Source organism: Acinetobacter sp. AOR34_HL, assembly GCF_027854795.1.
Classification (GTDB): domain Bacteria; phylum Pseudomonadota; class Gammaproteobacteria; order Pseudomonadales; family Moraxellaceae; genus Acinetobacter; species Acinetobacter junii.
The window spans coordinates 47,559-63,674 of the sequence record NZ_JAKTID010000082.1 but is presented as its reverse complement, the minus strand read 5'-3'; the positions used below and the strand labels follow the sequence as shown (position 1 = coordinate 63,674).

The following is a 16,116-nucleotide window of genomic DNA, read 5'->3' as shown; positions in this document are numbered from 1 at the left end:
TATGATCATTGAGGACTCCCAACTAGTTTCTGACAAGATAGTTTTCGCCTCTATTGTTATTTACAAACATTCCTATTTAGACTTGAAGCCAACTTTAGACTCCCTAAGCAATACCCCTTTAATACAAAAAATCATTCTTATAGATAATGACCAAAGTAATTGGGCTCAAACTTTAAATAATGAAAAAATTGTTTACATAAAATCTGAGGGTAATTTTGGATTTGGATATGGTCATAATCTTGCAATTCACCAATATGCAAAAGCCTCAGATTTCTTTTTGATTTGTAATCCTGATATTGAGTTTGAAGCAAATGAATTCGAGAAGTTATTAAGTTTTGCGGCAAAATCAGATGCTGGATTATTCTTACCTCGCATATTTAAAGGCGATGGTGTAGATCAGCATGGCGCTCGTTTATTACCAACACCGATGAATTTATTTGCTCGACGCTTCTCTCCAGCATTAGGAGAGAAACTGGATCAAAATTATTTATTAAAAAAGTTTTCTATTGATAAACCAATATTTGCGCCCAATTTGATTGGATGCTTTATGCTATTTGCAAGTCATGCACTACTCGATCTAGCTGGCTTTGATGAACGCTTCTTTATGTATATGGAGGATGTTGATTTATCAAGACGTTGTGCTGAGAAATATGGTGCAATTTACTACCCTCTAGCCTATGTCACCCACTTACATGAACAAGGTTCTTATAAAAATAAGACTCTTTTGAAAGCCCATCTAAAAAGTGCTTATCAATATTTTAATAAATGGGGATGGTTGATAGATACCAGAAGAGATCATATCAATAAAGAATGCTTAAAACAGTTTAAAAATATTTAGGATAAAGATAAATGTCTTACAGTAACAAAGTACTTATTGCAATTGTAATATCTAGCTCAAATCTTTGTTACTCTGAAACAATAGAAATTAATCCAATTGGAATTATAGATTCGACAGATTTATTAATTTCAAAAAAAATTGCTTCGAATTTTTTTGCTGCGCGAGATACATATGGTATGAGAAGTAATGCTGTAGTTGCTGCATTTCAAGCTAATTCTGAGAAGCCTTTTGATTTTCCTGTATTGGGTTTTGCAAATTTATTAGATATGGCAAATTACCAAGATAGAGATTCTGTTACTTTATATGCAGATAATACAGCACCATCACTAAAGTCTTGGGAAATCATTTCGAATACAAAATTCAGAGAGAATAGTTTAATTTCAGAAGAAATAAATGAAGTTAAAATTAGACAAGGAATGATTTTAGATACAGATGAAAAAGAAAAGTGGTCATCATATGTTATTAGTGTTGAATCTGGCAAAATTACAACAGCGGGCTGGGTTAACTCTAAAACAAAAGAAATTGGCACTCCAAAAGATGGAACACGTGTATTAATTAATCCTGTAACAAAAATATGGACAACCAACTTTAATTCTTTTATACCCAAAGAAAGCCTAGCGACTGGTGCAGCTATTCAAGAAAATGGATTGATTAATGCTAAAGTTGAACTACCAAACACAATAAATGGAATAGACACCGTAGTTCTACCTCAATCAGTATATGGTGGAACAGCTGCTTATCTAGCAAGAAATGCAGAAACTGGTTACAAACAAAGATGGCGTGTAGGTTTTATATCTCAAGGTAGTGAAATTAATTTTAGAAGTTCGGACTCAGCAATTTCACCACCACAAATTGGTTTTTTAGAAGATTCTAGTGCAGAAAATGGATTAGTTTTTACAGGAAAAAATAAGAAAAACTCAATTTTATGGAAGAATAACAATAGAATCATGGCAGAAATAGACTCTAATGGATTAATATCAAAAATCGGCTATAAAACAGTAAAAATCACTGATAGTACAGAAATGTCAGATGATGTAGGAAGGTACATTATAAATAATAACAGTAATATCACTCTAAAACTCCCAGCAATAGAAAGAGTATTTAAAGGCTATACAGTTAAAGTTTCAAAAATAACATCACAAGGAAGCGTCCATTTTGAAACTTCAGAATCAAATACAAAAATAAATGGTAATAAAAATTTAACCATCAAAGAAAAAGAATGGAATAAAGAGGCTTTTTTTGATGGTGTAAGTTGGTATGTTTATTGAAAATTGATTTCTCTATTGTATGTCATAATCACACACAAAATAACAATAACCGAAGCATAACTACTAACTAAATATGGATTAAAAAAACCTATGGTCATCCATATTAAAACTGCCAATAAAGGGATAAAGTTTTCAATAGTATAAAATCTACGATTTATACTTAAAGAAAACAATGTGAAATATATTATGACAATAGCTAGCGTTTGAAACATTCCAAATCTGAACAGATAACCAAGATATTGTACCTCATAGGAAAACTCAGCACCATAAGGACCTGGACAAGCTGATGAATAATCACCCATACCACCATAACCTAAAAAAGGTCTTTCTTGAAATGCAGAAAGCAAACAATCTACCTGCAACTGTCTAGTTGAATCAGAACTCCCACTTGTATCATTAGAAAATCTTATTGATAAAAAGTTATTTATCACATCCATATACTGAAAATAGACAAGCAATGAAATCAATATAAAAATTAAAAAATAAATTATTTTCTTAATAGTAAATCTAAAGAAACTTACAATATAAATTACAATTGCTAAAAAAAGGACTATCATCATATATCTTGAAAATGATATAAGGACACAAAATAGTAAAATAAAAAAACACAAAGATAATTTATATTTATCTAAAAAATCAAACTTATATGGCATTGAAATTATAAAAAAAAGTAAAAAACAAACAATATAATCATTTGCCAATTGTAAACGACTTAAATTATCAGTAATAGGGAACAGCATAGGCTGAACCTTAAATTCGTGAAAAATAAACTCGGAAGTTATTTGGATTGGTATAATATTTGCGAACGATAAAAAAGTTAATAATATTTTGATACAAGCATAAAACACAGAAGAGTAAAAAATTGACTTTAATATCAGTGTTGTACTTACAATTTTCTCAACAATTATTATTGATAAAAGTGCGGTAGAAATAAAATAAGTAAGAAAAAGAATAGATTCATCTAAATTATATCCACGCATTGCAGACAAGTATGATGATTTACTATAATTTAGAGCAACAAACATTAAACCAAACAAAAAGACTAAAAAAAGAGATAAACTTTTTTTACTTATACTTTTCTTTGAAATTAACTCAAGAGAAAAAGCCAAAGATAAAAGTCCAATTGACAGAAGTTTAATATTAATATCTCCAATAGTACCTGAGGGAAGAATAACTACTGAAAATATAAAAAAAACAACTAAAAATTGAATTATGTTGTGAAAATTAGGATTTTTCTTTACAAAAATAACACTCATTAATACAACCCTAACTTATTAAAATTATTCAAATTTGATTTCTTTACTGTGTTTAATACCATCCTTAACACCTTTGTAATAGTATTTAACATAATCCAGTTTATTTCTCTTTAAAACAAATAATAGAATCTGATGAAAGAAGTTACTTAGCATAAGTTTAAATGTTAATCGTTTTGGTATATATGTCATTTTCCACATAAAAAACAAATTTCTTATCCTATAATATCTTCTATATCCCGAATGCACAGGAATTTTGAAAGTTAATATTTCTATAGTATCATCACCTATACTATGCTTCATAATTGCGCTACTTGATACAAATATTTTATAACCCTTACTTAACGCTCTAAAACACCACTCTGTATCCACAAAATCAATAAAAAACTCTTCTCTCATAACTCCTATTTTACTTAAACTCTCAATAGAAACTAAAGATCCAGATGAAATCAAAACACTTACCTCTTTAGGAGTTGTAATGTTTTCAACATTTATCTTTTCTATCAAATTATATTCATTTAACTTAAGAGCTGGGAAATAAAATTTTCTTTTCTCATCAATGAACCTAGGACCTATAGCTGCTATATTAATGTTTTTATTTTTTAAATCAATAAATTCAAGATATAAATTACTGATAAAATTACTATCAATTGAACTATCTTGATCAAAAAAAAGCACATAATCACTATTTTTATTTGTGGAGATCTTTATCCCTAAATTTTGCGCGTAAGCAATACCTTTATTTTCACCAACAACTTCAACATCTATCAATGATGATTTTTTTAACAACTCTCTAATTTCATCACTATTTTTTGAGTTATTATCAACAATAATGATATTAATATTTTCAAATAAAATAAAATCAAGCAGACTTGATAACTTATTTATATCTGGATTAAAGGTAACAATAATTACACTAATATTCATATTCAACATCTCAACCTAATTTACTAGAATCTATAAATGAAAATTTAAATCTTTTGATGTAAATAAATACTAGCATTATTAGCAATATAAACACCTCAATTAATAACATAGAAAAAAACACCCCATATAATTTAAATAAATTCACAAATTGCAAACAAATAGGAAAATAAAACAACAACCCGACAAAATAAATTCTTTTTAGTATATAGGCTAGATCTGAAGGAATGATAAAGAAATTCACAATAATTGAAGCTATCGAGATAATAATTTGAGTTGCAATTGCGACACTTAAAAAATTACTTAAATCATAATTAAAACCAAAAATAAATGGTAACAACCACTCACCTAAAAGTAGATTACCAAAAAAAGCTACCCCTCCTAGAATTAAATAAAAAAGAGAAACTTTTCTTATCATTGAGTAATAATTTAATTTGTCTTTTGAATCATATGCTATACAAATTTTAGCAAAAAAAGCTTGATTAAGTGGAACATACAGTTGACGTAAAACATTGACTAATTTATCAACTACTGTATAAACTCCTAATGAAACATCACCTAGGGTAAATTTAATAACTAATGGTGTTAAATAAGTAAAACCTAGTGTAAAAAATGACCCTATAAAGTTATCGTAGCTTTGGCGCGTTTCATTTATACTAATTTGTTTGTTAATTAGTTTAAATGAAAATCTAGCATAATTTCTTTTAAATATTAGATATTGAACAATCACACCTACAATTAAACCTGACATTAATTGAAAAACCACTGCCAAATATAAATCACCAACATCTTTAACAAAAACAAAAACTGGTATTAAAAAAACCAATTTTATAAAAATTGTAATAAATGCTAAGGTTGAGTTTAAACTTAACCCATTAAACAAGTAAGTCGGTATCAGAATAGCACTAAATGAAGCAACTATAGCAAACCATAGCAGATGTGTATCAATATCTAAGAAATTCAAACCAAATAGATTAAAGTATGTTGAAATAAACAAGATTAAAATAATACATGTATAAATTAAAAATTTAACAAACTGTATATTTGAATATATTTTATCTACCTGTAATTTATTTTCTTTATTTAAGCTAATACTTTTGGCACCTGAGAGAATAAAACCAAAATCAATCAGAAACATAAATAAAAAAAATAAAGTTTGAGCATAACCAAACTTACCAAAACCCTCTATACCCAGCTTATTGGTTAAATATGGGAAAGCTGCTAAAGGAACTAAAAAATTTGAGAACTGTATTAAATACAGATAAACTGTTTCCTTTTTTAAACTCTTTTCCATATTTACTTCTTAAAAAAGATATAAATTGATACAATTCTAGATTTAAGCTTATCAATAAATATTTTTCTATTATTTAGCAGGTTAATCTGACTATCACTAAATCTTTTATCTTTTAATCTATTTCTAAAGCTTTCTCTCATTAATACTCTTTGCTCAAGTAAATAGTATTTTTTTTCAATCGTCAGATTGCCATTTTTAGCCTTAGCTATAACACTTGTTAAATGATATCTAAACTTGTTCAAAGTTTCGTTTGAAAAATATATATCACCTAATAGCAAAATCTTTAACCATAGCTCCCAGTCTCCATTTATCTTTAACATTACTTCAGCTCCTTCAGTTTCAATATACTTATCTTTTCTAAATACCACAGCGCTTGCATTAGGAATGGTATTTTTATTAATAAGAAATTTTTGTATATAATTTCTTCCTGAAGTTTGAAAAGATTTATCAAAAACCTCACATCCCTTAAGATCATTAGTCCAATCATTCCAACTTCCAGTTATATTACCTTCACTATCCATTCTTGCTGATTGACTATACGCTAAAACAATTTTTGGATCATTTTCTAAAACGGGAACTAATTTTTCCAAAAAAGTTATTTCAGCCACATCATCAGATTCGGCAATCCATATGAATTCACCTTTGGCTAGTTCCAATACAGCTTTATTCCATTGAAAAAAAGTAGAACCTGAGTTTATTTCGTTATAAACAATGTTACTGACCTTAGGATGAGTCCTATAGCTTTCAATAATATCGCGACTATTATCAGGCGACAAATCATCTAGAATAATCAATTCAAAATCTTGAAAAGTTTGATTAATGATGCTATCAAGCCTTTCTTTTAAGAATTTCTCATGATTATAGCTTGGAACAACGACTGAAACTAAAGGACTCATTATTACAATCACTTAAAATAAATCATTTGATGTTTTTGCATCTTTAAAAGCTGGAGCAAGTTTATCTTTATCAGTCAACTTTAACTCCAGTCCGCTTTCTATTGGCCATTCGATTGCAAAGTCAACATCATTCCAGACAATACTTCTTTCACATTCTTTAGAATAGTAATTCGTCGTTTTATATAAAAATTGTGTATTGTCTTCCAAAGCAATAAAGCCGTGTGCAAATCCAGCAGGAATCCAAAACTGTCGGTGGTTTTCACCTGTTAACTCAATACCCACCCACTCACCAAATGTTGGAGAGTTCTGACGAATATCTACTGCAACATCCCATGCTCGCCCTTGTACCACACGCACCAACTTTCCTTGCGCACAAGGATTGAGCTGATAATGCAATCCTCTTAATACACCTTTTTGTGAAAATGAATGATTATCTTGAACAAACTGAGGAATATCCATTCCACGTTCTAAAAGTGCACTTTCAAAACTTTTCTGATTAAAACTTTCCATGAACCAACCACGATCGTCTCCAAATACCTTTGGTTCTAGAATAAGAAGCCCTTTAATTTTCGTTTCAATAATATTCATTCATTCACTCAATTTTAAATATAAAAGTTGTATAGATTACTGCTCAGCATGTAGTTTTAACAAATACTGACCATAACCTGTCTTCTTGAACAAATTCGCCCTAGCAAGCAAATGATCAGCATCAATCCAATCATTATTAAATGCAATTTCTTCTAAACACGCAACTTTTAAACCTTGTCGATGTTCGATCGTTTGGACAAATTGACTAGCTTCTAAAAGTGAATCATGTGTACCTGTGTCCAACCATGCAAAACCCCTCCCCAATAATTCAACATTGAGTTGTTGTTGCTCTAAATAAACATTGTTAACGTCTGTGATCTCCAACTCACCACGATGAGAAGGTTTAATATTTTTTGCTATCTCAACAACTTGGTTATCGTAAAAATACAACCCCGTTACCGCATAATTTGATTTTGGCTTAACTGGTTTTTCTTCAATACTCAAAGCTTTTCCTGATGTATCAAAGTCAACGACACCGAATCTCTCGGGATCATTAACATAGTAACCAAAGACTGTTGCTCCTGTATCACGGGCTGCTGCACGTAAAAGTTGCTCACTAAAATGTTGCCCGTAGAAGATATTATCACCCAAGATTAAACACACATTATCATCACCGATAAACTCCTCGCCCAGGATGAATGCTTGCGCTAAACCATCAGGTGAAGGCTGTACTTTATATGACAATTTAATTCCAAGATCCTCACCATTCCCTAGTAATTTTTCAAAGTTAGGTAAATCTTCAGGAGTAGAAATCACCAAAACCTCGTTAATTCCAGCTAACATAAGTACTGAAAGCGGATAATAAATCATTGGTTTATCATAAATTGGCAGTAATTGTTTTGATGTACCCATGGTAATTGGATATAAACGAGTACCCGATCCACCTGCTAGAATTATGCCTTTGCGTTTCTTTTGATTCATGACAAAATTTCCTCTAATACTTGTACAACCCCTTGCTGCCAATAGGGTAAATGGATCTTAAATTTTTGCTGTAACTTTTCTGTATTCAAACGCGAATTTAATGGTCGTTTAGCAGGTGTAGGATAGGCTTCAGTCGCGATTGGGTTTGTGCTTTTCAACACAAATATTTGACCTTGTTTAGATGCCTGATCAAATACAAAATTAGCGTAGTCAAACCACGTGGTTTCACCTTTAGGCGCTAAATGATAATGACCATGAAGCTGTGATTTCTGTTCTGCAGTTTGTAAAAAGTAATAGCGTAATACTTGCGCTGTTACATCTGCTATCAAAGCAGCACCAGTCGGCACCCCAACTTGATCATTAATAATATTAAGCTCTTCTTTGATATGACCAAGTTTCAACATGGTCTTAATAAAGTTATGACCTCGTGCTGCGTAAACCCAACATGTTCGAAAGTTAATAAATGCAACGCCACTTTGTTCTAGTTCGACTTCACCTTGACGTTTTGTTTGACCGTATAAATTTACAGGCGCAGTTTGATCATCCTCTTTCCATGCATTTTCCCCCTCACCATTAAACACATAATCTGTTGAATAATGGATGAGTAAAGCACCATTTTTTTTGGCTTGCACTGCCAAGTGTTTCACCGCTTGACTATTAATAAGTTCGGCTTGGTTTGGCTCTGATTCCGCTTTATCAACTGCAGTATATGCTGTCGCATTCACAATCACATCTGGCTGTAGTTGTTGTAAGACAAAATCAATTGCCTCAAAGTTACTAATATCACCACAAAACCCCTCTTCTGATCTTTGGCGATCTAGAGCAATCACTTCACCCAAAGGTTGTAAAGCTCGTTGTAGTTCCCAACCTACTTGACCATTTTTTCCTAATAACAATATTTTCATAATCACACACTACATTATGAGCCTAATTTTTCATTAGCTTGATATTGTAGCTTCACCCAATTTTGGTATTCACCACTTTGTACATGCTGCACCCATTGCGTATTTGCCAAATACCATTCAACAGTCTTTCGTAGCCCTGTTTCAAAACTTTCTTGTGGAACCCAACCCAGATCTTGTTTGATTTTAGTTGCATCAATCGCATAACGATGATCATGTCCTGGTCGATCGGTCACAAAAGTAATCAAATCTTCGTAACGTGATAGGCCTTCGGGTTTGTTCGGTGCGAGCTCTTCTAGAAGCGCACATATCGATTTGACTACATCAATATTTTTTTGCTCATTATGTCCACCAATATTATAAGTTTCCCCAACATTCGCTTCGGTAACCACTTTATATAAAGCACGTGCATGATCTTCCACATACAACCAATCACGAATTTGATGACCATTTCCATAAACTGGTAAAGGCTTTCCTTGCAAGGCATTTAAAATCGTTAATGGAATAAGCTTTTCTGGGAAATGGTAAGGACCATAATTATTAGAACAATTGGTCAAAACCACAGGTAAACCATAAGTACGCTGCCATGCTCTCACAAGATGATCAGAGCTAGCTTTACTTGCTGAATATGGTGAACTTGGAGCATATGATGTTGTTTCAGTGAACAAATCATCTGTACCCTCTAAATCCCCATATACCTCATCCGTAGAAATATGATGGAAACGGAATGCTTGTTTTGACTGAGCATTCAACCCATTCCAATAATGGCGCGCAGCCTCTAGCATTTGATACGTGCCCAAAATATTGGTCTCGATAAATGCAGCCGAACCAGTAATTGAACGATCAACATGTGACTCTGCCGCTAAATGCATCACAACATCAGGCTGAAAACCAGCAAATAATTGATCCAAATCGGCACGAACACAAATATCTGTTTGTGAAAATTGATAACGAGGGTTCGACTCTATGCTATTTAATGATTCTAAATTGCCAGCATAGGTTAATTTATCTACGTTCAAAACTATATGTTCTGTTTCTTCAATCAAGTAACGGACCACAGCAGAGCCAATGAAGCCTGCACCACCAGTAACCAAAAATTTCATATTTTTCCTATCACTTTTTTAAAAATTTATAGCAACATATCACTATACTAAAAAATTCTTTCATTTCGCTTATAAAGAATTACGAATTATATCGAAATTTTTAGTAAAATTTATTAAACCCATTAGGTTTGGTTGTTTTTTAACCTCACTGTTTCCTACATTAATTTGTCTAAAAGAAACTAATACTTTGTATAATTAACAGATACATTTTACACTTAAATTTTGTAATAAAACCAATCTCGTAAAATCGCTCACGAAGTTATTTTTATGAAAACATCTTTTTTTGAAATAAAAGAAACATAAAAACCCAATTTAGTTACCATTACAGGATTCCCACGCAAGAGTGTTATACAAATTACTATCTAAAAAACTACTTCTACAATAAATTTTCGTCTACAATCCCAATAAATCTAAATTTCAAGTTAAAATGAATTACAAGCAAAGGGTTACATTGTGACAGATAAGAGCACCTCACTTTTACTTTCCTTGTTAGTGTTTAGCCTATCAGGCTGTGCTATCACATCAGGTCTCCAAACTTATGACCTTCCAGAACAAGGTAATTATAAAACAGATCAAGGTGCAGCAGTGTCTGTTGTTCAATTGACACAAGAAAATCTTCCTGCACTTGATGATAATAAACTCAACAGAGATGAAATCAACATTCATTCTTTATTCAATAAGAATCATACCCAATACAAACTCAGTGCTGGCGATGTCCTATCAATACAATTATGGGCTTATCCAGAAATAACACCTCCAGTTCAAGATGCGACAAATATTAAAGCTGTTGGCTACCCTATCGATAGCAATGGGTATATATATTTACCATTAGTAGGTAAAGTGCTAGCTGCTGGAAAAACACTGACACAACTAAATCAACTTCTTCGTTCACAATTTAGTCGTTTTTTAAAGACACCTGATGTGGTTGTAAGAGTTTTATCGTATGAAGGTAAGCGTTACTTCGTGAATGGTCAGGTCATGAAGAGTGGACAATATACCCTTAATGATCAACCTATTAGTATATATACCGCTCTCAGTATGGCAGGAGGTGTGAACGCTGAAACGGGAGATAACACATCAATCCAACTTATTCGCAATGGTCAAACATTTAACTTAAATGCGGTCAATTTAGAAGAAAAAGGTTATTCATTACATAATTTGCTAATCCAACCAAATGATACGATTTATGTAAATACTAAACAAAATCAAAAACTTTATGTTATGGGTGAATCTAGTCGTAGCCAAGCGATAGCGCTTCGAGATCAAGGTATGACGCTTAGCGATGTGTTAGGTGAAAGTGAAGGGATTAATCCAACATCTGCAAGCGCAGCTCGCATATATGTTATGCGATCTAACTTAATTACAAAATCTTCTACCGTTTACCACCTAAATTTAAGTAGTTTTGGTAATTTGGCTCTTGCCAATCAGTTCAAGATGAAGAAAAACGATATCGTTTATATTGATGCAACTGGCTTAACGCGCTGGCAACGTGTTATGAATCAAATTATTCCATTCTCAAGTACTTTATATACTTTTGATCAATTGGGTAAATAACAATGCAGATTAAAAATATTTTAGTAATTTGTGTAGGAAACATTTGCCGCAGCCCAATGGCTGAATATTTTTTAAAACAACTCCATCCTGACATTCATATTGAATCTGCTGGGATATCAGGTTTGGTTGGTCATTCTGCAGACGATAAAGCAATCAAATGTATGGATACTTTCAACATTGATATGCGTCAACACATTGCAAAAAAGCTGAATGCCGAGCACATAAAAAAAGCTGATTTGATACTTGTAATGAGTCAAAATCAACAAAAACATCTTGAACAAACTTGGCCTTTTGCCAAAGGAAAAGTATTCAGACTGGGACATTGGCAGGGAAAAAATGTTCCTGATCCTTATCAACATGACCAAAATTTTTTTAATGAAACTTGTTTGAATATACAGTCATATGTCTCTGACTGGAAATCACATATTTAATTTTATTTAGTTGCATAAACATGAGCCAAAACCAAAGTTCTCACGACGATACGATTGATTTAAAAGAGTTATTTTTCTCTATGATTGCTCAATGGAAAATCATTGTGCTATCTATTATTCTCAGTCTTATTTGTGCGTTAATTTACATCCGTACAAGCACAGCAATTTATGCAGTAGATGCTATGGTGCAAGTTGAAGATAGTAAAGGGGCTGCCTCCGCTGCTTTATTAGGACAACTTAGTGAATTATCTAGTCTACCAGGTCAAAAATCATTAGCAGATGCTGAACGTGAAGTTTTAACCTCTCGCATGGTTTTAGGACAAGTGATCAATAATTTGAATCTTAATATTGTTATAAAGGATGATCAAAATACCTTTATCAATCGACTTTTTACAAATGAGAAAAGTTCAATTGAATACACAAAAAAAGAAGTATCATTTACTAAAAATAATCACTCATTTAACATACAAGATTTTATTGTTCCAACATATTATTTAGATAAAAACCTTACTTTAAATTTCAAAAATAATAAAGAATATACTCTTAGTTATAAGGACAATTTAGTTTTTGAAGGTATTTTAAACCAAAAGACAAATCATATTTCAGATAAAGGATACTGGTCGCTTAAAATCAACTCAAAAGCACCATTTGAACAAACTTTCACACTTAGAAAATTAGCACTACCTACAGCAGTGAAGCTAATCACTGACAACTACAGTGTTAGTGAAAAAGGGAAGATGACTGGTGTTCTTGGTCTATATTACCAAGGTCAAGATGCTGAACATATTACCAAGGTATTAAATAATATATTAACCGTATATCATGCGCAAAATATTGAACGTAAAAACCTAGAATCAAGACAGACTTTGAGCTTCCTAGATAAACAACTTCCAGAATTAAGAAACCAGTTAGAAGAATCTGAACGGAAATTCAACCAATTCCGTGAACAACATAATACTGTAGATGTAACACAAGAATCTGAGTTATTTTTGAAGCAGAATATTCAGTTAGAAACTATGAAAACTGAAATTCAACAGAAACAAGCTGAAATGGCAGCAAAGTATACTAATGACCATCCTTTGATGCGGGAGATTAATGCTCAATTAGAAACTGTGAATAAAAAAATTGGTGAGTTAAATTTGACTTTAAAACGCCTACCTGAATTACAAAGATTGTATTTGCAGCTATACCGTGATGTTAAAGTCAACACTGAACTATACACGAATCTATTAAATAGCTATCAGCAATTACGTGTTGCAGAGGCTGGTGAAATTGGGAATGTTCGCGTGGTTGATACTGCAGTTGAACCCATCAAACCCATCAAACCCAAAAAGCTTATTGTGCTTATTCTATCTATTTTTGTTGGTGGATTTATCGGTGTATTAATTGCACTTGCTCGCAATATGCTTCGTTCAGGTATCAAAGATTCATCTCAAATTGAAAATGAATTTGACTTACCTGTATATGCAACAGTACCTCGCTCCCCTGTTCAAGAAACTCGTATGAGTATTTTGAAAAAGAAAAAGAGTATTCCAATTTTAGCAGTGAAACAAAGTGACGATATTGCAATTGAAAGTCTGCGTAGTATTCGTACAGCGATTCACTTTGCATTAGCTAATGCAAAAAATAATATTATTACAATTTCTGGTCCTGCTCCAGAAATTGGAAAATCATTCATTTCTACAAACTTAGCAACTATCTTTGCTCAAAGCGGGAAGAGAATTCTTTTAATTGATGCTGATTTGCGTCGTGGTTACATGCATAAGTATTTTAACTTGGATGTGAAACCTGGCTTAGCTGATTTAATTAGCAATCAAGCTAATGTACAACAAGTAATTCATCAAACTAGCGTTGAAAACTTGGATATGATCACACGAGGCAAGAGTCCAGCATCTCCTTCAGAGCTGTTAAGCACTTCATATTTTGGTGAGTTACTAGAACAATTACGTACTCAATACGACCATATTATTATTGATACACCACCTGTATTAGCTGTTACTGATGGCATTATTATTTCTCAATATAGTGGTGTAAATTTAGTTGTTGCCCGTTATGCTAAAACGCAAATGAAAGAGCTAGAATTGACATTGAATCGTTTCGAACAAGCCAATGTTAAAGTCAATGGTTTCATTCTTAATGACATCCAACAAACAGTTGGTGCGGGTTATGGCTATAGCTATGCATATGCTTATACTGCACATAAGGATGATAAAGAAGATTAAAATTTTCATCCTAGAACAAAAAAACCGAGTACATTAGTACTCGGTTTTTTCGTTCATTGGTTAAGCTAAATCGCTAAGAGTTTGTTTAGGATAATATGCAACTCAATAGTTTTTATAAATTAATTGATTTGAATTTCACTATTACGGCGATACCCATCTACATAATACTCAAGTTGAAGTAATGCCCAATCAATATCCTGAGCAACAGCAGTCATTTGACCAAATCTTGTAAAAACTGCTTGTATTTCATGTAAGGGATAAAATTTTTCAAAAGAACGTAAAATACGACGATGCTCAGTATATTCCGTATTTTCTTGGTCAATCAAAAGTTCTTCATAAAGTTTTTCACCAGGTCGTAAGCCAGTATATTGAATTTCAATATCCCCATCACCTGTAGGTTTTTCTCGAACTGTTAGACCACTCAAAGCAATCATTTGTCGAGCCAAATCCTGAATCCTTACCGATTCACCCATATCAAGTAGAAAGACATCTCCGCCTTGCCCTAAAGCTCCTGCTTGGATGACTAGTTGTGCAGCCTCTGGGATAGTCATAAAGTATCGTGTTACATCTGGGTGTGTTACTGTAACGGGACCACCTTTAGCAATTTGCTGCTTAAATAATGGTACTACGGAACCAGATGAACCCAGCACGTTACCAAAGCGAACAATACTAATTTGTGTAGATTTCTGAGTTTCAGCCATTGCTTGGCAATACAACTCTGCCATACGTTTCGACGCACCCATTACATTGGTTGGGCGTACGGCTTTGTCAGTTGAAATCAGGACAAAAGTTTCTACCCCTTTTGCAACCGCTGCATTTAAACAACTAGCTGTACCAACTGCATTATTTTTTAGCCCTGCGATCGGATTGCATTCAACTAAAGGTACATGTTTATAGGCAGCTGCATGATAGATTGTTTGAATTTGGTATTGCTCTATAATTCGCTCAAGCTTGTGCTGTTCTTGAACACTGCCTAATATTGGCACTATTGAGCAATTTGTAAGCGAATTAAGTTCCTTTTCTACACTATACAATGCAAACTCAGTTAACTCGAATAGAATTAAAAGTTTTGGTTGATTCTTAATGATTTGACGACAAAGTTCAGAACCAATCGATCCACCAGCACCAGTCACCATGACCACTTTGCCACTAATATTTTTAGCTAATAATTCCGAAATAGGCGGTACTGGGTCTCGACCCAATAAGTCGATAATATCAACTTCCCTAATATCATTAATTCGAATATCCCCATTGACTAATTTAGTCAAATCTGGAAATTCAGTAATTTTTAAATGTGCTGGCTCTAATTGCTGAATAATATCTGCTTTCTTCTCGCGACCTACGGATGGTAATGCCAATAATACTTCTGCTACATGACGTTGCTTAAGACGACCCAATGCTTTTTTTAATGAATAAACTTTTAGACCACCGAGCATCTGACCTTGTAGAGATGGTGAGTCATCAATAAAAAAAACAGGAAGATGATTATCTGATCGAAATAGAGCTGCTGCAATTTGCTGACCTGCGTAGCCTGCACCATAAATTGCAATACGTTTCTGTTGATGTGATACACCTAATGCATTATTCACTACAAAACGAATTAAAGCACGACTGCACCATACCCAAGCAAACATCATGAAACCGAACATGATCGGAATAGACATTGGAATAAAAGCTGGTGTGGTAGTTTTCATCGCATATAAAGCAATCATCATGCAACATACAGCCAATGCCAACTTGACAATAAATGCTTCGTTAAAGGCTCGAACAATAAAACGATATATACCTAATGCCCAAAACAAAGTAATCGCAATTAGATCAAGATATATCCACCAAAAATCTAACCCTGACATAGCTTCGACATCAAAATTGAGCAAACGAATGACATAACACAGCCAAAATAAAATTGGTAACGCAATAAT

General features: G+C 32.7%; 13 protein-coding genes and 1 pseudogene. 5 read left to right on the top strand and 9 right to left on the bottom strand.

The window, feature by feature from the left end:
- The first annotated feature begins 1 nt into the window (after position 1).
- Both MKL32_RS14150 and MKL32_RS14145 read left to right on the top strand, forming a co-directional pair.
- Entirely contained in the window at positions 2-838 is an 837-nt protein-coding gene (locus MKL32_RS14150) for a glycosyltransferase (protein WP_270900695.1), read from the top strand.
- An 11-nt stretch (positions 839-849) separates the two neighbouring features.
- A complete protein-coding gene (locus tag MKL32_RS14145; RefSeq protein ID WP_270900678.1) occupies positions 850-2,106 on the top strand; it encodes a hypothetical protein in 1,257 nt (418 codons plus the stop codon).
- Here the strand turns inward: MKL32_RS14145 and MKL32_RS14140 are convergent.
- The 8 genes from MKL32_RS14140 to rfbB are packed head-to-tail and all read right to left on the bottom strand — an operon-like array spanning position 2,100 to position 9,987.
- Positions 2,100-3,362 carry an O-antigen ligase family protein gene (locus tag MKL32_RS14140; RefSeq protein WP_005403853.1) on the bottom strand — a complete coding sequence of 421 codons (1,263 nt, stop codon included), beginning with the start codon at positions 3,360-3,362 and terminating at the stop codon, positions 2,100-2,102. The two genes, MKL32_RS14145 and MKL32_RS14140, sit on opposite strands and share 7 nt — an antisense overlap.
- Positions 3,363-3,386: 24 nt before the next feature.
- Positions 3,387-4,286, bottom strand: coding sequence for a glycosyltransferase family 2 protein (locus MKL32_RS14135; RefSeq protein WP_050758687.1), 900 nt, complete (start codon positions 4,284-4,286; stop codon positions 3,387-3,389).
- A 10-nt stretch (positions 4,287-4,296) separates the two neighbouring features.
- The gene (locus MKL32_RS14130; RefSeq protein ID WP_005403851.1) at positions 4,297-5,577 is read right to left on the bottom strand and encodes an oligosaccharide flippase family protein; all 1,281 of its coding nucleotides are present in this window, start codon (positions 5,575-5,577) and stop codon (positions 4,297-4,299) included.
- 2 nt (positions 5,578-5,579) lie between these two features.
- Complete coding sequence (locus MKL32_RS14125; protein ID WP_039909097.1) at positions 5,580-6,473, bottom strand: glycosyltransferase; 894 nt, start codon at positions 6,471-6,473, stop codon at positions 5,580-5,582.
- A gap of 12 nt (positions 6,474-6,485) precedes the next feature.
- Positions 6,486-7,061 carry a dTDP-4-dehydrorhamnose 3,5-epimerase gene (gene rfbC / locus MKL32_RS14120; RefSeq protein ID WP_005403849.1) on the bottom strand — a complete coding sequence of 192 codons (576 nt, stop codon included), beginning with the start codon at positions 7,059-7,061 and terminating at the stop codon, positions 6,486-6,488.
- Between the two features lie 36 nt (positions 7,062-7,097).
- Positions 7,098-7,982 (bottom strand): glucose-1-phosphate thymidylyltransferase RfbA, encoded by an 885-nt coding sequence (rfbA, locus tag MKL32_RS14115; protein WP_005403848.1) that lies wholly within the window; start codon positions 7,980-7,982, stop codon positions 7,098-7,100.
- Positions 7,979-8,887, bottom strand: coding sequence for a dTDP-4-dehydrorhamnose reductase (gene rfbD, locus MKL32_RS14110; protein WP_270900677.1), 909 nt, complete (start codon positions 8,885-8,887; stop codon positions 7,979-7,981). The genes rfbA and rfbD overlap by 4 nt, the downstream gene beginning before the upstream one ends.
- Before the next feature lie 14 nt (positions 8,888-8,901).
- Entirely contained in the window at positions 8,902-9,987 is a 1,086-nt protein-coding gene (gene rfbB, locus MKL32_RS14105) for a dTDP-glucose 4,6-dehydratase (RefSeq protein ID WP_005403846.1), read from the bottom strand.
- A gap of 453 nt (positions 9,988-10,440) precedes the next feature.
- Between rfbB and MKL32_RS14100 the strand changes: the two genes are divergently transcribed.
- The 3 genes from MKL32_RS14100 to MKL32_RS14090 are packed head-to-tail and all read left to right on the top strand — an operon-like array spanning position 10,441 to position 14,194.
- A complete protein-coding gene (locus MKL32_RS14100; RefSeq protein ID WP_005403845.1) occupies positions 10,441-11,541 on the top strand; it encodes a polysaccharide biosynthesis/export family protein in 1,101 nt (366 codons plus the stop codon).
- Between the two features lie 2 nt (positions 11,542-11,543).
- The gene (locus MKL32_RS14095; RefSeq protein ID WP_005403844.1) at positions 11,544-11,972 is read left to right on the top strand and encodes a low molecular weight protein-tyrosine-phosphatase; all 429 of its coding nucleotides are present in this window, start codon (positions 11,544-11,546) and stop codon (positions 11,970-11,972) included.
- 20 nt (positions 11,973-11,992) lie between these two features.
- Positions 11,993-14,194, top strand: a complete 2,202-nt coding sequence (locus tag MKL32_RS14090) for a polysaccharide biosynthesis tyrosine autokinase (protein ID WP_005403843.1) — start codon at positions 11,993-11,995, stop codon at positions 14,192-14,194.
- 119 nt (positions 14,195-14,313) lie between these two features.
- Here MKL32_RS14090 and MKL32_RS14085 read toward each other — a convergent pair.
- Positions 14,314-15,981 (bottom strand): annotated as a pseudogene (locus MKL32_RS14085) (polysaccharide biosynthesis protein); the annotation flags it as partial.
- Between the last annotated feature and the right edge of the window lie 135 nt (positions 15,982-16,116).